At 29.8% G+C, this 25,907-nt stretch carries 21 protein-coding genes; 3 read left to right on the top strand and 18 right to left on the bottom strand.

The features are described 5' to 3' along the window. Window positions 1-6,130, bottom strand: a 6,130-nt coding sequence (locus tag ACO409_RS06910; protein ID WP_485556074.1) for an autotransporter-associated N-terminal domain-containing protein, incomplete at its 3' end; no start/stop codon positions are given. Between the two features lie 319 nt (window positions 6,131-6,449). Here ACO409_RS06910 and ACO409_RS06905 point away from each other — a divergent pair. Genes ACO409_RS06905 through ACO409_RS06895 form a run of 3 tightly spaced genes read left to right on the top strand, consistent with a single transcriptional unit; the run spans window position 6,450 to window position 8,048 of the window. Continuing rightward, entirely contained in the window at window positions 6,450-7,250 is an 801-nt protein-coding gene (locus ACO409_RS06905; RefSeq protein ID WP_485556073.1) for a class I SAM-dependent DNA methyltransferase, read from the top strand. Between the two features lie 21 nt (window positions 7,251-7,271). Further along, entirely contained in the window at window positions 7,272-7,607 is a 336-nt protein-coding gene (locus ACO409_RS06900) for an AtpZ/AtpI family protein (RefSeq protein WP_485556072.1), read from the top strand. A 45-nt stretch (window positions 7,608-7,652) separates the two neighbouring features. Continuing rightward, window positions 7,653-8,048: an ATP synthase subunit I gene (locus ACO409_RS06895; RefSeq protein ID WP_485556071.1), complete on the top strand. Its 396-nt coding sequence runs from the start codon at window positions 7,653-7,655 to the stop codon at window positions 8,046-8,048. Window positions 8,049-8,166: 118 nt separating this feature from the next. On the opposite strand, the gene ACO409_RS06890 is transcribed toward ACO409_RS06895, so the two are convergent. The 17 genes from ACO409_RS06890 to ACO409_RS06810 all read right to left on the bottom strand — a co-directional run. Further along, window positions 8,167-9,114, bottom strand: a complete 948-nt coding sequence (locus tag ACO409_RS06890; protein ID WP_485556070.1) for an acetyl-CoA carboxylase carboxyltransferase subunit alpha — start codon at window positions 9,112-9,114, stop codon at window positions 8,167-8,169. A gap of 33 nt (window positions 9,115-9,147) precedes the next feature. Further along, the gene (accD, locus tag ACO409_RS06885) at window positions 9,148-9,999 is read right to left on the bottom strand and encodes an acetyl-CoA carboxylase, carboxyltransferase subunit beta (protein WP_485556069.1); all 852 of its coding nucleotides are present in this window, start codon (window positions 9,997-9,999) and stop codon (window positions 9,148-9,150) included. A 247-nt stretch (window positions 10,000-10,246) separates the two neighbouring features. Next, window positions 10,247-11,167: an RluA family pseudouridine synthase gene (locus ACO409_RS06880; protein ID WP_485556068.1), complete on the bottom strand. Its 921-nt coding sequence runs from the start codon at window positions 11,165-11,167 to the stop codon at window positions 10,247-10,249. Window positions 11,168-11,191: 24 nt separating this feature from the next. Further along, complete coding sequence (gene rodA, locus ACO409_RS06875) at window positions 11,192-12,295, bottom strand: rod shape-determining protein RodA (RefSeq protein ID WP_485556067.1); 1,104 nt, start codon at window positions 12,293-12,295, stop codon at window positions 11,192-11,194. A gap of 27 nt (window positions 12,296-12,322) precedes the next feature. After that, on the bottom strand, window positions 12,323-13,543 hold the full coding sequence (locus tag ACO409_RS06870; protein ID WP_485556066.1) for a M16 family metallopeptidase: 1,221 nt from the start codon (window positions 13,541-13,543) through the stop codon (window positions 12,323-12,325). A gap of 35 nt (window positions 13,544-13,578) precedes the next feature. Continuing rightward, window positions 13,579-14,655 (bottom strand): LptF/LptG family permease, encoded by a 1,077-nt coding sequence (locus tag ACO409_RS06865; protein ID WP_485556065.1) that lies wholly within the window; start codon window positions 14,653-14,655, stop codon window positions 13,579-13,581. Window positions 14,656-14,668: 13 nt separating this feature from the next. Further along, window positions 14,669-15,766, bottom strand: a complete 1,098-nt coding sequence (locus ACO409_RS06860) for an LptF/LptG family permease (RefSeq protein WP_485556063.1) — start codon at window positions 15,764-15,766, stop codon at window positions 14,669-14,671. Window positions 15,767-15,823: 57 nt separating this feature from the next. Beyond that, window positions 15,824-16,405, bottom strand: coding sequence for a CvpA family protein (locus ACO409_RS06855; protein ID WP_485556061.1), 582 nt, complete (start codon window positions 16,403-16,405; stop codon window positions 15,824-15,826). A gap of 11 nt (window positions 16,406-16,416) precedes the next feature. Further along, complete coding sequence (gene alr, locus ACO409_RS06850; protein ID WP_485556059.1) at window positions 16,417-17,514, bottom strand: alanine racemase; 1,098 nt, start codon at window positions 17,512-17,514, stop codon at window positions 16,417-16,419. 40 nt (window positions 17,515-17,554) lie between these two features. Next, window positions 17,555-18,526 carry a protein translocase subunit SecF gene (secF, locus tag ACO409_RS06845; RefSeq protein ID WP_485556058.1) on the bottom strand — a complete coding sequence of 324 codons (972 nt, stop codon included), beginning with the start codon at window positions 18,524-18,526 and terminating at the stop codon, window positions 17,555-17,557. Then, window positions 18,516-19,733 carry a protein translocase subunit SecD gene (secD, locus tag ACO409_RS06840; RefSeq protein WP_485556056.1) on the bottom strand — a complete coding sequence of 406 codons (1,218 nt, stop codon included), beginning with the start codon at window positions 19,731-19,733 and terminating at the stop codon, window positions 18,516-18,518. The genes secF and secD overlap by 11 nt, the downstream gene beginning before the upstream one ends. Window positions 19,734-19,825: 92 nt before the next feature. After that, window positions 19,826-20,242 (bottom strand): Holliday junction resolvase RuvX, encoded by a 417-nt coding sequence (ruvX, locus tag ACO409_RS06835; protein ID WP_147004146.1) that lies wholly within the window; start codon window positions 20,240-20,242, stop codon window positions 19,826-19,828. Window positions 20,243-20,340: 98 nt separating this feature from the next. After that, entirely contained in the window at window positions 20,341-22,956 is a 2,616-nt protein-coding gene (gene alaS / locus ACO409_RS06830; RefSeq protein WP_485556054.1) for an alanine--tRNA ligase, read from the bottom strand. A gap of 86 nt (window positions 22,957-23,042) precedes the next feature. Then, window positions 23,043-23,666 carry an RloB family protein gene (locus tag ACO409_RS06825; RefSeq protein ID WP_485556052.1) on the bottom strand — a complete coding sequence of 208 codons (624 nt, stop codon included), beginning with the start codon at window positions 23,664-23,666 and terminating at the stop codon, window positions 23,043-23,045. Then, the gene (locus ACO409_RS06820) at window positions 23,645-24,922 is read right to left on the bottom strand and encodes an AAA family ATPase (protein ID WP_485556050.1); all 1,278 of its coding nucleotides are present in this window, start codon (window positions 24,920-24,922) and stop codon (window positions 23,645-23,647) included. Before ACO409_RS06820 ends, ACO409_RS06825 begins: the two co-directional genes overlap by 22 nt. A 29-nt stretch (window positions 24,923-24,951) precedes the next feature. Continuing rightward, window positions 24,952-25,584, bottom strand: coding sequence for a Type 1 glutamine amidotransferase-like domain-containing protein (locus ACO409_RS06815; protein WP_485556048.1), 633 nt, complete (start codon window positions 25,582-25,584; stop codon window positions 24,952-24,954). 14 nt (window positions 25,585-25,598) lie between these two features. Continuing rightward, window positions 25,599-25,907 (bottom strand): ATP-binding cassette domain-containing protein (locus ACO409_RS06810; protein ID WP_485556046.1); only part of this gene is annotated, 309 nt, incomplete at its 5' end.

The raw sequence follows: 25,907 nt of genomic DNA, 5'->3' as shown, positions 1-25,907 counted from the left end.
CATGTTTTAAATATTTAAACTCTTTGTCAAGCAAGTTTCCAGTTGCATTTATTCTTTGTTGCAAGTTTCCATATTGGTGTCCCATCATTTCGTCTGTTGCTTGATAGAATAATATCTTTTCATTTTTACCAATTCCATTTAATTTTTGGAATAATTGATTTTCTCTTGTTCCAAGTGCTTCCACTCCATATCTTTGTTCCAATCCATCAAGGAAATTATAAGTATCTGTACCGTTTACAGGTGTACCTTCATTACCTGCAAATGCTGTATAAGGTATTTTAGCTAAATATACATTTCCTATTTCTCCTGTACTTTGATCTATTGTAGCTGTTGAAATCCATGTTGCTGAACCTGAATAAATATCCCATTTTGTAATTTGAGGATTAGCAGCTATTGCATCATTATATGGTTTCAATATTCCTTGATCCACTTTTATGTATTTGCTTTGAGTGTTCATTGCAGCTTCTGATCCAATTATTAAATCTGCTTTTTGAACTTTTATTGCACTCAATCCATTAATAGGATTTGTTCCTCTCAATGTATCAACATACATTCCTATACTTGATGTCATAGCATCCACATTTTCAGCTGTTTTAGGAACAACTGTTGGATTTACAATGTTTCCAAATGGATCGATTATTTGAGCTTCTGTTGCTCCAGCGGCAGCTACTATATGAACTCCACCTACGCTTTTTCCTGTTGCTTTTCCTCCTGGCACAAATTCTTTTTCAGCTCCACCTGTTACAGTAAAGTTACCATAGTTTTTAATTACACCTCCACTTGTTCTAAAGAAAGCATAACCTTCATCTGAATTTATTATAACATTACCATAGTTAGTAAATTCAGAATTTTTTCTTACAACTACTCCTACAGCTTTTTTAGGAGCTCCTACAGTTGTTATTGTTCCGTAGTTAAATCCTTTTGCTCCTTCGTCAAGATAGATACCCATAGCTCCATCAGCTTCAAGGTTTATTGTTGCTCCTGAACCTGGTGCAGTACCGTTATATACAGTTGTTCCAACACCTGTTCCATACATACCTAAGCTATTTTTACCTTTTACATTGATTGTACCTTCATTGACAATATTTCCAGTATATGCTGGTGTCGTAGCATCTCCTGCATATCCTGCTGCCATACCTATTGAATATCTTGAATTTGGTACATCAGAATCTCCTACTGTTATTGTTCCACCAATATTTTTAGCTGTACCTCCATTTATACTGTATATTCCTACATTTCCTATTCCATTTCTTAAATCCATATCAGCATAGTTATTAACTGTTCCAGCAGAATATATTCCATAGTTATCTCCTGAAGTACCAATTGCTGTAAGTTTTGTATAATTATCAACTGTTCCAGTATTATCTCTCGAATAAACATATATTGAGCTATCATTTAAGTCAACGTTGTTTATATTAGATATAATATGGTTTCCTTGACCTACATTAGAGAATCCGAACGAATCAGCACCTATAATCATATTTGATCCGGCACCTGCTGTTACTGTCTGTCCGTTTCCAGCTGTATATACTCCTACTCCTGAATTTGATCCAACTGACACTGTTCCAGAATTCAAGTTAATGTTTCCACCTTGAGAATAAATTGCTGTTCCTTGTGATCCAGTTGTAATATTTCCATTATTAGTAACACCATATCCATAGATTCCTACTGCATTATCTCCTACTGCAATATTTCCTGAATTTGTTATATCGTTATTTGTCTTAGCGTATATTCCTATATTTGGATTATTTGGATTAGAGGCATTTCCTAATGTTATATTTCCACTATTATTTACATTTGTATTTTCTGAAATAATACCAAAGTCTTTTTCTGTTGATGATCCTGTTATTGAACCGCTATTAGTAAATGTTCCTCCACCATTTGCAAATATTCCTATAAGTCCTCCTGTAGTTCCTGTACTATTTACAAGATTTACATTTGTACCATTTGTACTATTTGCAACATTGTATATAATTCCCATTCCTCTTCCTGTATTGCTTCCAGAATATTTATATTCCAATGTTGATGATGTTGGCAATGTTGAATTTCCTGTTAAGTAAATTCCTACTCCTCCATCTTTTGTTTCAATTCCGTAATTACTGTTCAAATTAACAGTAGAATTTTGAGCATAGATTCCAATACCATTTGCTCCAACCTTAATATCTGATGATCCTGTTCCTGTAACATTTATGATTCCTCCACTTCCTGAATTTGAAGAATCTGTCACAGCTATACCTACTCCTCCATCTCCAAGTGAAAGTGGTTTACTATTAGTAACTGTTATTTCATTCAATGCTACACCTTTGTTATCATCTGCAAATATTCCTATTCCATTATTTCCAGCAACATTGATTGCACCGTCATTTATTATTTCTACAGCTTTTCCAGCGGCTCCTGCATCTTTTCCGTATGCTTGTGGTGTTGATCCTGTAGCCATTCCTACTATTCCATATCCAGAATCTGTGATATTTATAGTTCCTGAAGAAGTATTTTCAAGTTTACTTCCATTCGTTCCATACATTCCTACACCTTTATCAAGGTTTATTGTTCCTTTATTTGTAATTGTACCATAGCTTACATTTGTTGCAGCTTTGCTTAATGAACTTCCTGTTATGTTAATTGTTCCTTGGTTGTCGTATCCAGAATCAGCATTACTTGTAGCTGTTGTTGATGATGCCATTGCAAGACCTGTTCCAGTTGTAGAGTAAACTGTCACTCCTGGATTTATTGTAACTTTTTCTCTTACAAGATTAACATTATCGAATGTATCTGCAGCAGTGGCATTTCCTAACTGTGCGTTTCCAGCTATTACAAAAGTTCCATCTGAATAATATGCTTTATATCTTGAAGGATCAGCAGTAATGCTTCCAAATTTTGTAGTATTCATAACATCAGTTGCAAGGCTTCCAGAGTTTGTCCATGTTACAGTTGGTCCTCCAACTGTATTTTTGATAATCTTGGCATCTCCTGTTACTGTCAAATTAACATTACTCATACCATTATATCTTGTAGCAGTCCCTGATGTTGCTGAATAGTCACTGGCAGCTCCCACAAGTATAGTTCCTTTACTCATATTAATATTAGTTGGTCCTGTAATATTAACTTTTGAAGTTGCATCAGCATAGAATGGAGTCGTATTGTCTACACCATTACTTCCAATATTTATGCTTCCTCCTCCAAATTGAACTTTTCCTCCATTTATTGCAGCTATTCCTGCACTATCTCCTGTATTTATAGTACTTGCTGAACCATTAATTTCAACTTCTCCACCTTTAGCCAAAGCTCCAAGTCCATTTATTGTAGCATTTCCACTAACAGTAACTTTTGAACCAGTACCATCAGCATAAGCTCCTATATTTTTATTCTTTTCTAAAGCTGTAGTTGCATCATTTGCCGCCCATTCATCTTTAGCTTCTATGTTTCCTGTAATTGCTATATCCCCTCCATCTTTTGAATATGCGATTACTGAACCATATCCATATGCTTTTGTATTTTTGGCAGTTATTTTTCCACCTTCTGCTACATAGGCAACTGGATTAAATTTAGTACCATTTACTTCAGCATATTTAGCTGACATTTCAACAGGAACACCAAAATTAATTTCAGATGGTTTATCCTTAAGAGCTGCTATAGTAGTTGCTGACATTCCTGATGCTCCAGAAGAAGGTACACCCATACGTGTAGTTGAATCACTCCACTTACCTTTTGCATAACCAATTATAGTTCCTATTGCCGCTTCATTACTGCTATCCTGAGCAGAACTTACAATTTTATTATCATTTGTGTAATCTGTACTTAACTTATTATAGTCTAAAACTGGAGTAGTTTTTACTGGAATAGTTGCAGCATCTGTTTTGCCTGCTATAGGATTTCCACTTCCATCCTTAACTACATTTGTATGATGTGGATTAGTTGGATCTGTAACTGCAACATCCACTTGAGTTCCTTTTTCAGAAACTACCATTAATCCACCTTTAGAGTATTTACCAAAAGTTACATCGATATCATTTACATACAGAGCATGTATCTTATCTTGATCAACCCATGGAAAGCCAGCAGCTCCTAAATCTTCAGTAGGAGTTATCTTTCTACCTCCTACTTCTCCTCTTTGTCCAGATTGAGCTAATATACCAACATTATTTTCTACATACTTATTATCTCCATTTACAAGAGTTCCACCAGCTTGTTGTATTTTATTTCCCTCAGCTGTTTGAGCAGCTGTACCATTTAAGTTTAATTTCTCACCTATTCTAGCACTAGCTCTTATTTCTCCTTGGAAAATACCAATTTTTGATTTTTTCCAATTTCTATATTCAGCAGAACCTGCTGAAAGATTAGGATATACGTTTGTTTGAGCATATTCTCCTTCATTATCAGGAATTAAATCACTAAAATACATTATTACGTTTCCATCACCATAAGATTCAGGAGCTTTTTTTAAGTTTATTACTGGTGTCATACCTGTTTTGTATCTATCAGATACCCAACCATTTGCAGCATTATTTCCTATAAAATTTTGGAAATTTGGAGAATAACCAAGTCCAGAATAAACAAGGTTATTAGAACCTTCTAGTTTATATGTACCTGTACTAGTTATATTAAAACTTCCTGATATCCCCATTATTGAGTATATTGCATTCTTTTGTGATTTTATATCAGCATTTACTTGACCTATAAAGGCTCCTCTTTGTGCAAAAGAGTTAAAATCTCCAACCTTATCAACTACTGCTTGATATCTAGTAGGATAGATATAGAATAAAGTATTTTCATTTCCTTGTATATCTACTTTTATATTCTTAAATATTAATTTAGGAGAGTGCCATGTTTCTATTGAAAACATTGCTGCTCTACCCTTTAAATATCCTTCTATATCATGTAATGTACCATTCCATACACTATGTATGGCAATAGCTCCCTGTCTAGTTGGAGAACCTGTTCCTAATTTATTACTTCCATCATTAAGTATATCTCCTGCGGCATAGAACTTAACTCTTTCTGTTGCTGATTTACCTCCATAAGTAACTCCGTGAACTATTGCACCATTTCCATTTTCATCTCCTTCTGTGATATCAGAATTCCAAGTAGTCTCATTATCATTACCTCTTAAACTTCCTGTTTTATTATTTAAACGTAAAATAGCTGCTCCTACTACTCCCGCACTTGGAGTATTATTGGTTACTTTATACGTATTAGTATTAAGGAAATTTGCTCTATTTGTTGTAGTTATATTATCTGGATTTATATCTGGATTATTAGGATTTACACCTATAGTATAGTAAATATTTCCTATAGTTTCATCATTTTTTGTTGATTGATAATCAGCATATCTTCCTTGAGTAAAACTAAAGTCATTAAATGGTTTAGTATTAGGTGTTGGAATATTTAAAGTAACTGTTGGCGGAACAATTGTTGGTGGTGCCGCAGCTATTGGTGTTGGCGCTGAAATTGAAAGTACCGGTGCATTCGGTGCATTTACTGGTCCTAATGTTATATTTAAAGGTTTTTTGTTAATCATTCTAGGCTTTATTCCTGCACTAAGCTCTAAAGATGTAATAGGTTCTTCTACCTTTATTGAGCTTTCAATACCGTAGCTTGTCTTTAATCCTGTTCTGTTATTTGTAGATGCTGATCTTGAATTGACAGACAAACCTAATAATGAGTGATAGTTTCTGCTTATTGGTGAAACATATCTGTTAAACTTGTTTGAATCTCTTTCAAAAATTCCTTCATAAGGATATTTTTGTTTTTTATCTCCTCTTCCCTTGTATGTACCGTTCCAGTTGTTATAAAAACTATTAACTCCATATTGCCAACTTGACCAAGGCGATTTAACAACATGATCTCCTTGTTCCATTAGCTGAATCAATTCTAAATTTGTCTTTTTCAAAAGTTTGTTATTTTCTCTTCTTGTTTCTTGAACTTTGCTATGTATATCCTTTATTGATGTAGAGATAACTTGTTTCTGACTTTCAATGTTTTTATTTTCTTCTGCAGAAAACAAATTATTTGTAATATTTACAGCACCTGTAATTAAAAATGTAATTAATGCTGAATCTGTATACTTAAAATCTTTACATTTTTTAGCAAATGAACATAAGTCTTTTTTTGCCTTTCTTAAATTATTTGTCATTTTTGATCTCCTTTTTTCTAAATTTATTTAAAAAACAAAAAAAATTTACTTTTTGACAAACTTATCATTCTAATAAGAAAATAGTATTGCCTATTTATTTTTATTTCATCATATTATATCATAACCAATAATATTTTCCAAACATTTTATAATGATTAATAAAGTAAAAATATGAACTTGTAAAATTATAATATTTAAAGTATAATGTATTATAATTCAAATATTAAAAATCGTATAAACTTAGGGTTTGAGCAAAATAGTCATAGCTTTTGAGTTGAAGTTTTACTATAAATAAAAAAAATTAAATAAGGGGAAATTTATGCACAAAAAATTTGCTGAAATTTATGATATTTTTATGAAATATGTAGATTATGATGGATGGTATAGTTTTTTAAAAATATTCATAAAAAAGAAAGGAACTGTTCTGGATCTTGGATGCGGAACTGGAGAATTTGTCTTACGATTTCTTGAAGATGGATTTTTTGTTGTGGGAGTGGATCTATCTGAAAAAATGCTAGAAGTTGCACAAAAAAAATTAGATAGAAAAGCAACATTTGAAAATACATTTAACAAAAAAAAATTTCAAAAAGACAAATATAAACTTATCAAAGAAAATATTATAAATTATGAAAATACAATAGATTTTGAAAATAATCATAATTCTGACAAAAATAATAATTTATGCCAAGTCGACTATATTGTCTGCAACTTTGACACTGTAAATTATTTAAAAGACGAAAAAGAATTTTTAAAATTTATTGAAAAATGCAACAAAAACTTAAAAAAAGATGGATATTTGATTTTTGATGCTGTAACTGAAGATATTTTTGAAGAAATATTTGAAAACGAAATATTTTTAGATGAAGAACCAGAATACACAAGCATTTGGCGACACGAACAACTATCCTCAAAAAAACATCTAATAGAAATAGATCTATTTATTCGTGAAAGCAAAAATGATAATCTATTCAGAAAATACAATGAAATTCAAAACAAATTTATTTACGATCCAGAATGGATCATAAAAACCGTTCAAAATAAAGGTTTTGAAATACTCGATACTGCCTCAAACCCTAAATTTGGTGAAAGCCGAATATTTTTTATCTTAAAAAAATTATAATTATAAAAAAGAAGGTAACTTATGAAAATAGAAAACGAAAAAAATAAAAAAAATGATTTAACAGAAGAAGAAAAAAGAAAACAAAAACTTTTTGAAATAGAAAAAAAACTTGGAAGGCACGATGATAGCAAACAAGCAAAAAATAAAAGAAATAATAAAATAATGAAATATTTTGCTCTTGCAACAAATATGGTTTACATTCTTGCCTTGCCAATTCTAATTATGCTAGGGTTTTATATGCTTTTAAAAAAATATTTATTTAAAACAGACCAGCCAATTGTTTTGATTGTTTTTCTTATTTTGGGAGCTATTTCAGGCTACTGGTCGCTTATAAAGCAAATAAACAATATAAAATAACTGCAAAGCTTTAAAACAACAAGAAAAAAGAAAGGAAATACAGAAATGCTGGAAAAAATGCCTGAAAATATAAAAGGTGCATACATTATTTCAATTTTTACTATGATATTTTTTTCTCTTCTAGGAATAATTTTTAACTGTGTTGAAGTTTATTTTGGATATTTAATTGGAGCAATAATTTCAATAATAAATATAAATTTACTTATAAACGGTATTGAAAAAATTTTATATTTTCAAGATAAGCCTAAATTACGAGGAAATTTTGAATATCTAAAGCGAATGGCAATATTTTGTCTTGGAATGTTTATTGTTGGGAAAATTAGTCAAAAATATTTTCCAAGTCACATTTTAACGAATATTTTAGCAACAGGAATTGGTGTTTTGAACTTTAAGTTTTCATATTTTTTATATCACTTTCAAAAAAAGTTTTTTAAAAAATGAATAATATATTAGTTATTCAAATGGAGAAAACTAAGCTAAAAATCTATGAATATTTTAAAACAAGGGGTTTTAACCCCTTGCTAAATAAAAATATCTGTTACAAAAATAATATTCAAAATTACTCCTCAAAAAAATCTCCCATTTTTCTATATTTTTCATATCTTTTTCTCAATAATTCACGTAATGAATACTTATCAATTCTTTTAAATTCCTCTACAACTGCAGCCTTTAGATTTTGAGCTGTTTCTTCAAAGTTTCTATGTGCCCCTCCTAATGGCTCTTTTATGATTTCATCTATAATTCCCAAACTTTTTAAGCTAATCGCATCCATTTTTAAACTTTTTGCAGCTTCAGGTGCTTTTGTTGAATCATTAAAAAGGATAGATGCACATCCTTCAGGAGAAATAACTGAATATACACTATTTTCAAGCATTAAGATAGAATCTGCCACTCCAATTCCCAATGCTCCACCACTTCCACCTTCACCAATTACAACTGTTATAATTGGTACACGCAGCCCAAACATTTCTGCCAGGTTTTTAGCAATAGCTTCACCTTGGCCTTTTTCTTCAGCTTCTATTCCAGGATATGCTCCAGACGTATCAATCAAAGTTAAGATTGACAATTTAAAACGTTCTGCCATTTTCATTAATCTTAGTGCCTTCCTATAACCTTCAGGACTTGCCATACCAAAATTTCTATAAATATTTGAGTCAATATCTCTTCCCTTTTGCTGTCCAATTATCATTATGTTATATCCGTCAATCATTGCAAGTCCACCAACAATGGCATTATCATCCTTTGACAGTCTGTCACCATGAAGTTCCACAAAATCTTGTGTCAATTCATTTATATAATCCAATGTGTATGGTCTTTTCGGATCTCTTGAAATTTGAATTCTGCTCCATGCATCCATTTCATTTTCCTCAAAATCCTTATATCTGTTTTCCAATTTTTTTTGAAGTTCTGTAATTTGAGGAGAAAAATCAATGTTTTTTTCAGCTGAAAATTTTTTTAACTCGGCTATATTATCTTCCAATTCTTTAATTTCATCTTTTATACTCATATTTTTATCCTTTCATTTGAAAAATTTTAAAATTTACACCAATTTTTCCAATACTCTGTAAATTGTCGCTTTCAAGTCTTTTCTTTCTGAAATTATGTCAACCATTCCATGCTCTAACAAAAATTCTGCTCTTTGAAATCCTTTTGGCAATTTTTGGTTTACAGTTTGTTCAATGACCCTAGGTCCTGCAAAGGCAATAAATGCATTTGGTTCTGTTATAATCACATCTCCAAGCATTGCAAAAGAAGCAGTAACTCCACCACTAGTAGGATCAACAGGTACAGAAATAAACGGAATCCCTGCATCATTTAATTTTTTAACTGCTCCTGAAGTTTTTGCCATTTGCATAAGTGATAAAACTCCCTCTTGCATTCTAGCACCACCAGAACTTGAAACTACTACAACAGGTATTTTCTTTTTAAGTCCACGTTCTAATGCTCTTGTAATTTTTTCTCCAACAACAGAACCCATGCTTCCACCCATAAAACTAAATTCCATCGCAGCAATACTTATTTCCATTCCATTAATTTTACCAGTTCCACTTATAACTCCGTCTAACATACGACTTCGCTCACGTGAAGCTTCCAGCTTATCTTCATATCCAGGAAAATTTAATATATTTTTAGAATTAAGCGTCATATCCTCTTCTATGAAAGTCCCTTCATCAATCAAAAGCTCAATTCTCTCAAATGCTGTAAGTCTAAAATAATTTCCACATTTTGGACATACATTCAGATTATTTTTCAAATCCTCGTTGTAAATAATCTCATTACATTGATTACACTTTTTCCACTTGTTATCATCCACAATATCCACTGTCAATTTTGACTTAGATGTAAGCGTAACATACTTGTTTTTTGATTTTCTACTTGAAAACAAACCCATTTTTTTCACCTCTCAAAAATTTTATTTTTTATAGTAAAGTTATTTCAAAATTTTCAAAATTAAACTTAAAAATTATAACTGTTTTACTCAAATTTTTATTATTTTACATAAAACTCATTTATAACAACAAATATTAATATTTGTTTGACATTAATATTATTTGAGTCCAAATATAAATAACAGGTGTTATAATACTATTATATAATACATCATTTTCATTAGAATAAAATTTGAAAAATACATATTCCTAAAAAAATACCCTATCTAAAATCGAAAATTTGTATTTGTCAAATGAAAGTGAATAGCAGCAAAGAAAAAATCTATTACTTCCATCCTTTACTCCATATTTTTTATCTCCAACTATAAAAAGTCCCTTATCAGCCAGCTGGGCTCTTATTTGATGTTTTCTCCCAGTAATTAATTCAATATCCAAGAGTGCCACATTTTTATTTTTTCCCAGCAAATCCAATATTTTTTCTTGATTTTTTAATTTATAAATATCTACATATTCAAAATGAGTAATACCTTTTCTAGATTCCTTTGAAATAGGATTTTTAGAGATAATAACCTTATTTTCAGCCGTTGTCAAATAATTTTCAATTTTAAAACTATTTCCCATTTTAAATTCTCTATTATGAACAATTGCAAAATATTTTTTATGAACTTCATTATCTCTAATTTTTTTAGAAATATATCTCAGGAACTTTAATGTTTTACAGCCTATTACAAGCCCTGATGTATCAAAATCAAGCCTATTTGCAAAATTAATATTCTCACTTTTGTAAATTTTTTTAAAAACTTCACTAAGTCCATATTTATGCCCTGTTCCCTTATGCATTGGAATTTTTTCTGCCTTATTGACAATAAAAAAATCCTCATTTTCAAAAATTACCATTTTTTTATATTTTTCAATATCATTTTGTGAAATTTTTAATTTTTCTGTTTTATTTTTTTCAATATTTTCAATAAAAAATCTTTTTATTATGATTTTGTCATTTAATACAAGTCTATAATTTTCCTTTGACTTTTTTCCATTGACTTTAATATCTCCAGACCTTATTGCTCCAAAAATTCTGCTAAGTGGCTCATTTTTGAAATTTTTTCTCAAATACCTATCCAGTCTCATCCCTTCCATTTCAGAATTTACAATAATTTCATTCTTTTCCAAAAATTTCTCCTATTTTCCAAATTATTAATTATTATGAATTTTTATGCTCTCTACTATTCCTATTATTATAAATGATGCTAAAAATGAACTTCCACCGTAGCTCATAAATAATAACGGTTTTCCAGTAACTGGAACAAGTCCGATTGTCATTCCAACATTTACGATTACGTGCATAAATATTACACCCGCCAGTCCATATAATATAAGCCGGCCAAAGTCATCCTGTATAATTCGGGTAATCCTCATTATCTCAAAAATTAATCCAAAATACAAAAGTAGCACCAATGAAGATCCAAAAAATCCTAATTCTTCAGATAATACTGAAAAAATAAAATCTGTCTGTGCTTCTGGAAGAAACTCTAATCGGCTTTGACTTCCTTGTAGCACTCCCTTTCCTAATACTCCTCCTGCTCCAACTGAGATTTTCGATTGAATTACATGCCATCCGCTTCCCTTTTTATCTTTTTCAGGATGTAAAAATGTTTCTACACGATCCCTTTGATAGCTGCTAAGTACAAATCTATAAACTGGATAAACTGACAACATTACTACAATTCCTATTATCCAGATTGGCTTCATATTCGCATCATACAAGAAAATCATAAATAAAAATGCACAAATTGTTATTAATGTTGTTCCTAAATCAGGCTGTATTAAAATAAGCAATATAAGAGGCATTGCAGGAAGAACTGAACCAATAATATCTTTCAAGTTATTGATTCCATTTTTATATTTATCCACAATCCAAAAGGCAATAACTAAGATAATTACTACTTTTACAAATTCTGACGGTTGTAACTGAAATGGCCCTAATGCTATCCAACGTTGCGCTCCAAGTGTTTTTTTCCCAGCAAAACGAACAAGCAGCAACAATATCGCTCCAATTCCATAAATATGCCAGATATACAGTTTTATAAGTTTATAATCAAATGATGCTATAAAAAACATCAATACTGTTCCTAGAACAATCCACAAAATATTTTTACTAACCATTCCACTTTGTCTTGTTGCACTATATACAAATACTGTACTAACTGTTACAAGTGCATAGACTATTAATAAAATCATTTTATCCATACGAAAAATATTATTTTTTAGATTTTCAATCATTCTTTGACTTTGAAACATTCTCTTCTCCTAACCCTATTTTTTAATCTATTTATCAAAATTACCAAGAACTGTAATATTTTCAGATAAATATCCAGTTTTTGCAAAATTATTTACATCTATAAGTTTTACTGCATTTACTTCACTTTTTATTTTTTCTGTATCTAAAATTTCATTTTTTCTAATATAATAATTTCCCAAAATTCCCATTCTTGATCGTGGATTTTCCATTGCAAATGCAATTCTACTTATATATTTATTTTTTGCTTTTTGAAGTTCAGCTTCTGTCACTCCATTTTCACGTAATTTTTTAAACTGTGCAAGCGTTATTTCTATTGCTTTTTCATAATTTTCCAAATTTGTCCCAATATAAGTCGATGTTAAGCCTCCTGAAAGGTAGTATTGATTGTATGTATAAACAGAATATGCAAGTCCATTTTTTTCACGAATTTCCTGAAAAAGTCTGGAACTCATTGAACCTCCGATAATATTTGATAAAATATCATTATATATTCTATTTTTACTATTATAATCTTCACTTTGATGAGAAATACAAATATTAACTTGATTTATATTCTTTGAAACAACTCTTTTTCCAGCATTAAATGAAAAATTTATTTTTTCACGTCTATTAATTTTTTTATCAGCCAGTTTTCCAAAATACTCATCTATTTTCTTAATAATTTCATTTTTATCAAAATTTCCTGAAACTACAACTACAATATTATCCCTTGTATATCTTTCCTTGTAATATTTTCTAATTTCTTTGGCTGTAAATCCTTTTACGCTTTCCTTCGTTCCAATAATAGGTTTTCCATACTGTCCGTTTATGCTATCTGCATAATTCATCTCAAATACCAAATCATCTGGCGAATCTTTATACATCTTTATTTCTTCAATAATCACATCCTTTTCCTTTTCAAGCTCTTTTTCATCAATCGTAGAATTTGTAACAATATCAAACAAAATATCTACAGATTTTCCCAAAAACTGTGTCAAGGCATTTATATAAAAAACAGTTTCCTCCTTTGTAGTATGTGCATTCACATTTGCTCCAAAATAGTCGATTTCATCTGAAATTTCAAAATAATTCCTAGTTGGAGTCCCTTTAAAAATCATATGTTCTAAAACATGTGAAATTCCTTCCTCTGTATCACTTTCATCTCGTGACCCAGTTTTTACAAACACGCCAACTGAACATGTAGAAATACTTTCCAACTTATCAAAAATAACTTCTATGCCAGTATCTGTCATTATTTTTTCTATCATACCAATCCTCTCTGAATCTTTTTAATAATTAATTTTTAATACTCTGAATCTCTAAATAATTTTATTCCAATTATAAAAAATACAATTAGAGGAATAAAACAAGCCATATAAATTGGAACTGTTCCTGCGACTGCCATTGAACGCAAGATTGTACTGACACCATAATATGCGTAACCTATTATTACAGATAACCCAATATTTAATGCAGCTCCTCCTCTTACATACCTACTTCCCAATGAAAGTCCAATTAAACACATTACAAATGATGATAGCGCAAAAGATATTCTATAATAAAATTCTATCCTCAAATCCAATGAATCCGCCCCAACTCTTGTAAAGTAAACTGTTTTTTCACGCAATTCCGGCATTGTCAGATTCTTAGCTTTTACAGGACTTGCCAAAACATCTTCCATACTTGCAATAAACTTAAACTTTTTTGTGTCAAAAGGCTTTGTCAAATTACTTCTGCTGTCATATTCTTTTAAATCCTTAAAAGTCCATACATTAGTCTTTGGATTAATTTTAGCAAATGATGAAGTATATATCTTCCCAATTTTGCTAAATCCTCTTTCAAATTTAAAAATTTCGATATACTGCATTGTACCGGTATTTTTATTTACATCTTCACTATACAAAACCGTCTTTTTGTCAATTTTTACAAAAACAAACTTTTTTTGTGCCCTTACAGGCTCCTTATTATCAACTTTAAGGGATTTTAAATTTTCCTTTTTCATATTTGATCTTCCAAGCAGGTCATAATTTATCCAAAACACTCCCATACTTACCAAAAATGAAAAAATCATAGGAAGCAGTGCTATTCTTGCAAAACTTATTCCACTTGTTTTCATTGCGGCTATTTCCAGCTGCTTTGCCATTTTACTTATACATAGAAGACTTCCTAGCAGTACTCCAAGAGGAGCTGTATTTGTTATAATTTCAGGTGTTCCATACCTTAAATATTTTATGGCGTCATGTCCTTTAAGCTTTCCATCCATAAGCCATCCCGTCAAACTAATACTTTCTGCCAGCAAAAAAATCAAAAAAAACATCATCATACCCACAACAAAACTTTTTACATAATTTGAAATTATATATTTATCTAATTTATTCATGCTCCTCCTTTCATTAATTTCCCCTATATTTTTTTATTGAATAGTATATGCATAATATAAGTAAAACAAAATTAGGAACCCACATTGCAATGTTTGCAGGTACGTTATTTTTTAATACCATAATTTTTGCATAACTTGCCATTCCTATGTAACCGAAAATAACGATTAAACTTATTCCAAAACTTATCCCTCTTCCACTTCTTCTATGCCCTACTGAAAGAAGAACTCCAAGCCAGCACAAAAGTGTACTTGCCAGTGGTCCTATAAGTCTTTGATAAATTTCTACCTGTGCCTTTAAGGCTGATTCTTTTTCTTCAGGTTTATTTATATTTTGTTTGTAGAACTCGTTTAATTCCTTTATATTCATTTCTTTACGGCTTTTTTTCACTTCCTTTTTGTTTTCTCTGAAAAAAGTTGAAATTGGTATTTCCTGTTCCATATATTCAGCTGAAACCTGATTGCTTCCATCTTTCTCAAAAGCATAACCCTTTACTTTACTTAAATTTATAATTCCTGGATCAAATCTTGCATTCTCAGCTAAAAAAACTATTGGATAATGATTATCCCCACGTTTGTTTATAATCAAAAAATTCTTAGCAGTTGCATTTTCATTATTTACCTCGTCAATATAAAAACCAAATCCTTTTTCCTCATTTGTCAAAAACACTTTTTCTTCTGTCAATGAACTAGGTTTTGAAGCAAGTACTTGTTTTGTTTGGGCATTTATATTTTTTAATGCACGTGGATTTACATAAATTTCAAGTCCTAATCCAATTAATGTCAATACTACACCAAAAATAAATGCTGGTTTAAGTATTCTAAAAAGACCTATCCCAGATCCTTCCATCGCAACAATTTCATTTGTTTCTGAAAGTCCACCATAAACAAGCATTACTCCTAAAAATGCTCCCATAGGTATTGTCTGAACTAAAACCCCTGGCATCGCATAAAATAGATAGTCTATTATAGATATAAATGGCAAATCACTTGCAAATAGACGTTCCATAACTTCCATTACAACATTTAACATCATAATAAATGTAAATATGCTAATTCCAAACAATGACGGCAAAATAAGTGAATTGTAGATATACCTGTCAATTATTTTCATTTTTATCAATTTTCCTTTTTTATTTTATTTCATTTTTTCACAATTTTTTTATTTATTTTAATTAATATCTTTTGATTTATCAAATCCATCTGGTTTTGGACTTTTATAATTATGCAAAACATCGTTTATAACTTCTTTTTCTCTTTGACTTATGACATATCTTTCTACATCATTTTTTATAAATCTAGGAAAGGAATCTGTAAATCTTAACGCATATTTTGTCATAATCTTAACGCAAAAACTTTTATTTCTTGCAGTTTTTATATTTTTACTTCTTATAGATCCCACAATCACCACGATATACACAATAATCGCAACAAAAAATAATTTCATTATTCCAAATATCATTCCAGAAAACTTATCAAATTTTTTTATTTTTATACTTTTCAAAAATTTTCTATTAATCATCAAAATAATAGAATAAATGATACATTGGATTATAACAATAATAACAAATATTTTTAGCTGATTTTGTGACTTAATTCTCTCTGAATCCAAAAAAAACTTATACAAATAATTTGTTACAAAAATAATAAAAATATACTTAAACATATTAAAAAACTCCAGAGAAAAACCTCTTCTATACCCAAGAAGAATAAATATTATCAACAAAACTACAAATCCAATATCCAGTATCATTTTTTTTACCTCTATTTTTCTACATAAATTCTAGGCACTCTCTGACTTATTCCACACAAAATTTCATACGAAATAGTGCCACACAATTCAGCAACTTCCACAACACTTATATTCTCACCAAAAAATTCTACAATGTCACCTTTTTTAGCTACATCTTTTAATTCATCAGGAAGTAAAATCATAAGCTGATCCATACAGACACGTCCTACAATCTCACATTTATGCCCTTTATAAAAGACATAACCTTTGTTTGACAAGTCTCGTCTTACTCCATCAGCATATCCAATAGAAACAGTTGCATAAGTTTTTCCAGCTTTTCCAAGATAAGTATTCCCATAACTTATAAAACTGTTTTCTTTTAATGTTTTTATATAACTTATTTTAGCAAAAAGAGACATTACAGGCTTAAATTTATATGGTGCTGTTTCTTTATCCGTAACTCCACCATAAATTATAATTCCAGCTCTCACAAAATCTTCTATGCTTTCTTGAAATTTCAAAATCCCAAAGCTGTTATGCAAATGTCTGTATTGTATTGATGGTATCCCACTTGATATTTTTTCACACATTGCTTTAAATTTTCTTTCTTGAAATTTTGTATATTCTTTGTCACTATCAGATGATGAAAAATGCGAAAAAATTCCTATAGGATTAATATGTCTTACTTTTTTAAGAACTTTATTTAATTGTTCTGCTTCATTTTCCTGGAAGCCTACACGACCCATTCCTGTATCTATCTTTATAAACACATCTACAGTTTTACCATTTTCTTCTCCAGTTTTTTCCAAAAATTCTATTTCTTCAAAATCTGTTACCATAAAATAAATCTTCTTATCAGCAATAAGATCCATATATTCATTTTCCACAGGCCCTAATATCAGCACCATAATGTCCTTATGAAGCTCTTTTATTTTTAGTGCCTCATCACTTGTTGCCACTGCAAAATTCTTAATTCCTTTTTTTATTAGCACATCACATATTTTTAACATTCCATGCCCATAAGCATCTGCCTTTATTACTGCAATTATTTTCTCTTTAGGCACAATTTTTTCAATTTCGTCAATATTGCCATATAAATTATTTATATTTATTTCTGCCCAGCATCGCATTTTTCAATCCACCTTCTAAATCTATCATTTTATTTATTTTTTATACTAAAACTTTATCCTTTTCATCATATCCATTTACTGTTTTTCCAGAATGTTTTATAGTGTCTTTAGCTTTTGGCTCATCTTTACCTTTTTTCATTATATAAACTAAAGGACTTGCCACAAATACTGATGAATATGTTCCAACTAGCATTCCTGCAAACAATGTCATACTAAAAGTCTTTAACGTATCTCCACCTAGAATAAGAAGTACAATTACAGAAAACAATGTAGTCAATGAAGTATAAATTGATCTTGTAAATACTTGATTTATAGATTTTTCTATTACTTCACCAAATGACATCACAACTTTATTTCTACCTGATCTGTTTTTCTTAATATTTTCCCTAATTCTGTCAAAAACGACAATTGTATCATTAATAGAGTATCCCAAAATTGTAAGAATTGCTGCAATAAATGGTGTATCTATTTCATATCGTAACATTGTTATAACTCCAAATGAAATAATAACATCGTGAATTAATGCTACAATTCCTGCTATTGCATAAATAAACTCAAATCTTACTGTTATATAAATAATAATCAATATACTTCCTATTATTAATGCTTGAAACGCATTTGCTGTTAATTCTTTACCAATTACTGCACCTACAGTTTCATTTTTTACAACTTCATATTTTCCAGTTTTTTGATTTAGCTCTGACATTATTTTTGCTTTTTGAGCATTGCTTAATTGTTCAGTTCTTATAATAACTGTATTATCTGTATCAGAAAACTGCACTCTTTTGGCTTTCATTTGAGGAATTTGACCAACTAGGCTATTTAACGTATTATTTACTGCATTTTGATCTATTTTTTTACTGTATTTTAATTGAATTAATTCTCCCCCTTTAAAATCAACTCCCAAATTTAATTTTATAGTAAATAGTGAAATTAGTGAAATTAAAACCATTGCTGCTGAAATTCCCAAATAAAGTTTTCTATGTTTTATAACTTTCAAATTAATCTTCATTATTCAAAGCTCCTTTCCAGAACAACTGTTCTCTTTTTATTTTAAATACTTTTATAAATAATCTCAAGAATATTTTTGAAACAAAAACTCCTGTAATTACTGTAGCAACTACACCAAGCGATAATGTTACAGCAAATCCCTTTATTGGTCCTGTTCCAAAGAAAAATAACACAGCCGCCACAAGCAATGTTGTTATATTTCCATCAATTATCGCAGGAAAAGCATTTTCATAACCTTTTTCTACTGCATCGTGTATCGACTCTCCAAATCGCAGCTCTTCTTTTATTCTTTCATAAGTAATTACATTTGAGTCAACTGCCATTCCCAATGTCAAGATAAATCCTGCAATCCCTGGAAGCGTCAAAGCTGCACCTACACCACTAAGCAGTCCTAAAACTAAAACTCCATTTATAAGAAGTGCAATATCTGCCACAATTCCAGGTATTTTATAAATAGCAATCATAAATACTGAAATTACACATAAAGCAATTAGTCCAGCTACTCCTGTTTGTTTTATAGAATCTACTCCAAGTGTCGCACCAACTGTTCTATTTTCAACAATTTTAATTTCAACAGGCAATGCTCCTGATTTTAGCAGATTTGCAAGGTTATTAGCTTCTTCCATTGAAAATCTTCCAGTTATAATTCCACTTCCTCCATTGATTTCACTATTAATTGTAGGAGCTGATTGTTCCTTATTATCCAGCATTATTGCCAATTGCTTTCCAATATTTTCTCTTGTAATCTTAGCAAAAGCATTTGCACCTTGTGAATTTAATTCAAAGCTAACTGATGGCATACCCATTTGATCTCTTGTTACTCCTGCAGATTTTAAGGCAGACCCTTCCAAAAGTACAGGTCCATAAGAACCATTTGCATTTTTTATTCTAAACTCAAGTTTTGCTGTTGTACCAATTAGTTCAACTGCCTTTTGAGGATCCTTTATTCCTGCAAGCTCTACTATCAATTTATCATTTCCACTAAGCTGAATAACAGGTTCAGCCACTCCAATACTGTTTACCCTTCTTTCAATAATACTTCTAACTTTACTCATTGTATCAGGTTCAATTTTACCTTGTGCCTGCAGTACAACCGATGTTCCACCACGTAAATCAAGCCCCAGCTTTATTTTGTTTAATGCCAAAATAATAATTGGAGCAATAATAACTACAAGCAACCAAACATAATGTGATTTTTTATTTTGCATTTTTTTATCCTTTCTTTTTTTATTTTATTTAAATATCTATTCTTATAAATATGTTTAATAAATTTTAAAATAAATATACTTTTATTACTTTATTAAGCTAATGTATCCAAATATTTTTGTAAAATTATCGAAGCTGCCACCATATCCACAACTTTCCTTCGCTCTTTCCCATTCTTTTTAGAATAATTTTTCAAATAATGTTCCGCTTCTGTTGTCGTATATCTCTCATCCACAAAAATAATCTGAATTCCTGGTATTTCTTTTTTTAACTCTTCCACAAATTCTTCAACTTTTTCAACTTGCCTTTTTTTAGTTCCGTCCAAGCTTTTCGGAAGTCCAACAACGACTTTTTTTGTGCTTTCATCGTCTAATATCTCTTTTATTCGAGAAATCGGCTCAGTCTTATTTCTGTCAATCACTTCAAGAGCAGTCGCAAGAATTCCCAAAGGATCGCATTTTGCAACCCCAATTCTTACATCTCCAACATCAAGTCCAATAAATTTTCTCATCTTCTTCTCATTTCTAAATTTTATTATTCAAATTATGAATTAATTTTTTGACAAGGGGATAAACCCCTTGCTAATTGGCATTTATTCAATTATATAAATTACAATTTTTCATTTACAAACTCAAATGCTTTATCAACAGCTTCTTTTACAGCATTTCCATCTTTTCCACCAGCTTGTGCAAAATCAGGTCTTCCTCCACCGTTTCCACCGGCAACTTGAGCTGCAACTTTTACGATTTCTCCAGCTTTTACTTTTGAAATCAAGTCTTTTGTAACTCCAACTACGAAAATCGCTTTTCCGCCATTATTTGTTCCCAAAATAATAATTCCAGATTGAAGTTTTTCTTTTCCTCTATCTACGATTTCTTTTAATTCGTTTACATCTTTATTTGCAAATGCAGCTTTTAATACTTTTACTCCATTTATTTCATCTACATTTTCAAGTAATTCATTAATTTCATATTTTACTAATTTAGTTTGTAATTGCTCATATTCTTTTACGATACTTTTAGCTTCTGCAATATATTTTTCTACAACGTCAACCACATTTTTTCCATCAGTTTTCAACATTCCAGCAACTTTACTTAATTTTTCTTCAAGTTTATTAACATATTTCAAACTCGCATGTCCAGTTGTCGCTGTAATTCTACGAGTTCCTGAGGCGATTCCACTTTCAGATTCGATATTGAATAATCCAATTTCTCCAGTAGACTTAACATGTGCACCTCCACAAAGCTCGATTGAATATCCGTCAATTTCAACAACACGAACTACATCTCCATATTTATCAGAGAAAAGTGCCATCGCTCCTCTTTTTTTCGCATCTTCAATATTTTCAAAATCAATTTTAACTTTCAAGTTAGACAAAATAATGTCATTTACAGATTTTTCGATTTTTTCAATCATTTCTGGCTCAATTGCTTCATAATGTGAAAAGTCAAATCTCAATTTTTCATTATCCACAAGCGAACCAGATTGCTCAACGTGAGTTCCTAAATTTTCTCTTAAAACTTTATGTAAAATATGTGTTGCAGTATGGTTTCTTTGAATATCTTTTCTACGATCCGCATCAATTTCCATTTTTACTTCTGCACCAACTGCTGGAGCAATTCCTTTTACAATCTCTACTTGATGAATAAATACATCATGTTTTTTCACAACATTTACAACTTTTCCTTCAAATTCTCCAGAAGTAATAATTCCAGTATCAGCAACTTGTCCTCCTGATTCCGCATAAAATGGCGTTCTATCAAAAATCACTTCATATCCTGAAATCCCTTCACTTTTAGCAATATGCAAAATCTTTCCTTCATCTTTAAATTTTTCATATCCTGTAAATTCAGTTTTTCCGTGTTCTTCAAAGAATTTATCAATAAAGTCATCTTTTATCATATCTGAAACTGTAACTCTGCTATTTTTTGATCTTTTTACTTGTTCCTCTAATTTTTGGTTAAATTCTTCTTCAGAAACTTCATACCCTTGATTTTCCAAAATTAATTCTGTCAATTCAAATGGAAGTCCAAATGTATCATATAATTTAAACGAAGCATCTGCTGAAAGTTTTTTAATTCCTTCTTTATCCATTTTTTCAATTTCTTCAGTTAGCATTTCAATTCCATTTTTCAATGTCAACGCAAATCTTTCTTGCTCAATTCTTAAAACTTTTTCAATATATTCTTGTTTTTCAACTAATTCTGGATACGCCTCTTTCATATTTTCCACAACATAAGGCACTAATTTATACAAGAACAAATCATCTTTCGTAATATCCAATTTTTGTTTTGCAACGATTCCCGCACCAAATGCTCTTCTTATAATTTTTCTTAAAATATATCCACGACCTTCATTTGATGGCAAAACTCCATCCGCTATCAAAAATACTGACGCTCTAATATGATCCGCAATAACTTTTACAGTAATTTCAAATTCTTCTTTCTTAATATCTAAAACTTTCTCAATACCTTTTATTATCGGCATAAATATATCAGTTTCAAAGTTATTATCTTTTTTTTGCACAACTGAAGCTATTCTTTCAAGTCCTGCTCCTGTATCAATATTTTTTTCTGGAAGTGGCACAAGTGAACCGTCTTCAAGTCTATTCCATTCAGTAAACACAAGGTTCCAAATTTCTAAGAATCTATCTCCTTCATCTCCTGGCTTACAGTTAATTTCTTCATTATTTTTCCCCATATTTTGTGTATCGTAGTAAATTTCACTACAAGGCCCACAAGAACCTACAGGTCCAGCTGCCCACCAGTTATCTTCTTCTCCAAGTCTAACAATTCTATCTTCAGGCACTCCAATTTCTTTATTCCAAATTTCATAAGCCTCATCGTCTGTTTTATAAACAGAAACATAAAGTCTTTCTGGATCTAATTTCAAAATTTTTGTTATATATTCCCAAGACCATTCAATCGCTTCCTTTTTAAAGTAATCTCCAAACGAGAAGTTCCCCAGCATTTCAAAAAATGTATGGTGTCTAGGTGTTCTTCCTACATTCTCCAAATCATTAGTTCTTATACATTTTTGATAAGTCGTAATTCTTGGAAACGGAGCTTCTTTCTCTCCCAAGAAAAATGGTTTAAACGGTACCATCCCAGCCACCGTCAACAACAAACTTTTGTCATCTGGTATTAAAGAAGCACTTTCAAAATGTTTATGCTCCTTTGATTTAAAAAAATCTACAAAACTTTTTCTTATTTCATTTCCTGTCATTTTTTCTATCCTCTCTTTAATTATATCTTTTTTATTTATAAATTTTACTTATCTTATTTTTAAAAATAAATTTAAAATTTTAGTTATTACTCTAATTCAAAATTATAAAAAACTTCTTTAAATTTTTCCAAAATCATATAAAAATTTGTACAATTAAAACTATTATTTATTTTTTCTTCCAATCTCTGATATTTTTCATGTATCTTTTTGGATTGCCTAATTGCTCTTTCTTTATCATCAAAAGTAAATTTTATTCCTTCACTTTTCTTATATTTCTTATTTAGTTTCCTTGTAAGAATATTTTCATAATTTTTTTGACTGCATTCTCCTATCTTTATATTTTCATAATGATATAGCAACCAAACTTCAAAAGAGCAATTGGAAAAAATCAATTTATAATTATTTTTCACACATTCCTTATTAATTTTATCCAAATCATTTTTATCTTTGTCTAAAACACACCAAATTTCAATATTTTCATCAATTATATTTCTTTTTTCTTTATTTATTTCCTTTTCTATATTTCTCCAGTTTCCATCTCCACAAGAAATAAATCTGAATCCAATATCTACTGCCTTATCTTGAAATTGTCCGTAATACTCCTTTATATACTTATCTTCGCTACAATTTTTAGATCCTTCCATAAAAAAATAAATATACTTTTTCTTTAATTTTCGATTTTTGTTATTCATTCCTTTTTTTCTAGCCATAAATCAACCCCAAAATCTTTTAATTTAGGTATTCCACCAAAATTTCCATTTAAATAATCTCTTAATAAGTATTTATTTTTTTTGTATCCTTCTATATCTGATAATGAATAAAGTTCAGTTCCTGTTGACACATCATTATTTTCCAAAAACCATATTTGATCTTCTCTAAATAAATTAAAATCCAATAATAATAAATTATGAGTAGTAAATATTAATTGAGCATTTTTTCTATTATATTCTACAGAATTAAACATTTTTATGATTTCCTTTATCAAGCTATAATGCAAAGTAATGTCTAATTCATCTATTATCATTACTCCCCCATTATTTAATAAATTATAGATTGGAAAAAACATTGATAGTATCTTTTGTGTTCCTTCCGATTGCTCATAATAGTCTAATTTATATTTTTGTTTTTGGTTATCTTCATAAACAAAATGTATTCTATAAATATAAGCTATTTGAGATAACAATTTCTCCTGTTCTTTTTCACTCAGTATCTGAAATTCTTTACTTTCTCGTATATTTTTTAAGAAAAATTCATTTTTTTCTCTATACACCTCAATATCATTCACAATAATTCCTATTTTTTTTAAAAATTCTATGACTAACTTTTTGTTATTTTTATTTTCATATATATATTTTCCCAAATCATCACTATAATTATTAATTTTTATTTTATCTATATAAAATATATATTTTTCTATTTCTTCAGGAACTCTCCATTCGATAATTCTTGATATTACACTATCACTGTCTGTCAGAGTTTCATTTATAAAACCTATAGTTATTTCATATTCTGAAAATATTTCCTTGTCATATTTTACAATTTTATTGTTTTCCCTTTCAAAAACAAGTTTTCTTTCTAAAGCAGTTATATATAACTTTTCTTTTATAATTTTGTTTGTATTAAAATTTATTTCTAATATATATTCATAAATTTTATCATCTACTACATTCCTTACTTTTATCGTTGAATTTTTATCTTCTTCCCCAAATCTAAAGCCTTCTTTATTATATTTTTCTATCCCTTTATTAAACAAATAATACCTGAATATACTTAAAACTGAAGTGAAATTCGATTTCCCGCTGGCATTTCCTCCAAACAGCACAGCAGTTTTCAACAATTCAAATTTTTCTTTCCCTACTTCAACTTCAAAAGAATTTCTATCTTCAATTTTATTTTCAGCTTCCATTGAAAAAATTGTTTGATTTTTAAAAGATTTTAAATTTTTTATCTCTATATCTAATAACACTCTTACCCTCCTTATACCACAAGGAATCTTCACCTATTTTTATTTTTTTCTTTTATTATCCTAAAATCATCATTTTCAACCAATATTGCTTCCTTATTATTTATTAATTTCAAGTCCAATTTATCTTTATACAACTCAACTATTTTTTCAGAACTTTCTGCAAACGGTTCTTCACCAAAATGAGGAACTATATAAAAATCTATCAGGTTCATTCCCGTGTAATCACTTAGTTCCTTTGCTGACGTTTTATCATCTGCAAGAGAAGCATACTCGATATTAGGACCTGTTATTACAGACCCCGCTGATTCTCCAATATAAAGCAATCCATTCTCTATTCTTTCCTTCAAACAAGAAATTAAATTTTTTCTTTTCAATTCTTGTAATAAATAAAATGTATTTCCACCAGAAATAAAAATTATCTCTGCCTTCGATAATTTCTCCTTCACAGTTTTTTCTGAAAAAACAGAAATATCAAAATTATCTACTTCATATCCAATATCCTCAAAAACCTTCTCTGTAAGATACATATAGTTCTTATACTCTTCCACATTAGCTGCCGTTGGAATAAATAATATTTTTTTACTTTTAGCATTTTTATCCAAAAATTCTTTTACAAATCCTATACTTTCGTATAAAGATGATGTCAAAATCATATTTTTCAAAAAAAATCAACCTCCTAATCCAGCTTGAAGTTATCTCCAAGATAAACTCTTCTAGCCGTTTCATCATTTGCAATTTGCTCACCAGTTCCAGAAATCAAGATTGTCCCTTCAGCCATTATATACGCTCTTTCAGTAATTCTAAGTGTTTCACGCACATTATGGTCTGTAATTAATATTCCAAGCCCACGTTCCTTTAACTGCATTATTATATTCTGAATATCTTCTACTGCAATCGGGTCAACTCCTGCAAAAGGTTCATCTAGCAATATAAAATCTGGATTTGTAGAAATCGTTCGAGCAATTTCCACACGTCTTCGTTCCCC

Source organism: Leptotrichia sp. (assembly GCF_057270615.1).
This window is presented reverse-complemented; position numbering and strand designations above follow the sequence as displayed.

Coding starts and splice junctions, on each gene's coding strand:
- ruvX (WP_147004146.1), bottom strand. CDS start 20,242: ATGAGAAAATTTATTGGACTTGATGTTGGAGATGTAAGAATTGGGGTT.
- ACO409_RS06900 (WP_485556072.1), top strand. CDS start 7,272: ATGAAAATAGAAAACGAAAAAAATAAAAAAAATGATTTAACAGAAGAA.
- rodA (WP_485556067.1), bottom strand. CDS start 12,295: ATGTTTCAAAGTCAAAGAATGATTGAAAATCTAAAAAATAATATTTTT.
- ACO409_RS06855 (WP_485556061.1), bottom strand. CDS start 16,405: ATGATACTGGATATTGGATTTGTAGTTTTGTTGATAATATTTATTCTT.
- ACO409_RS06890 (WP_485556070.1), bottom strand. CDS start 9,114: ATGAGTATAAAAGATGAAATTAAAGAATTGGAAGATAATATAGCCGAG.
- secF (WP_485556058.1), bottom strand. CDS start 18,526: ATGAAGATTAATTTGAAAGTTATAAAACATAGAAAACTTTATTTGGGA.
- accD (WP_485556069.1), bottom strand. CDS start 9,999: ATGGGTTTGTTTTCAAGTAGAAAATCAAAAAACAAGTATGTTACGCTT.
- ACO409_RS06860 (WP_485556063.1), bottom strand. CDS start 15,766: ATGAAAATAATTGACAGGTATATCTACAATTCACTTATTTTGCCGTCA.
- ACO409_RS06905 (WP_485556073.1), top strand. CDS start 6,450: ATGCACAAAAAATTTGCTGAAATTTATGATATTTTTATGAAATATGTA.
- ACO409_RS06895 (WP_485556071.1), top strand. CDS start 7,653: ATGCTGGAAAAAATGCCTGAAAATATAAAAGGTGCATACATTATTTCA.
- ACO409_RS06865 (WP_485556065.1), bottom strand. CDS start 14,655: ATGAATAAATTAGATAAATATATAATTTCAAATTATGTAAAAAGTTTT.
- secD (WP_485556056.1), bottom strand. CDS start 19,733: ATGCAAAATAAAAAATCACATTATGTTTGGTTGCTTGTAGTTATTATT.
- alr (WP_485556059.1), bottom strand. CDS start 17,514: ATGCGATGCTGGGCAGAAATAAATATAAATAATTTATATGGCAATATT.
- ACO409_RS06825 (WP_485556052.1), bottom strand. CDS start 23,666: ATGGCTAGAAAAAAAGGAATGAATAACAAAAATCGAAAATTAAAGAAA.
- alaS (WP_485556054.1), bottom strand. CDS start 22,956: ATGACAGGAAATGAAATAAGAAAAAGTTTTGTAGATTTTTTTAAATCA.
- ACO409_RS06870 (WP_485556066.1), bottom strand. CDS start 13,543: ATGATAGAAAAAATAATGACAGATACTGGCATAGAAGTTATTTTTGAT.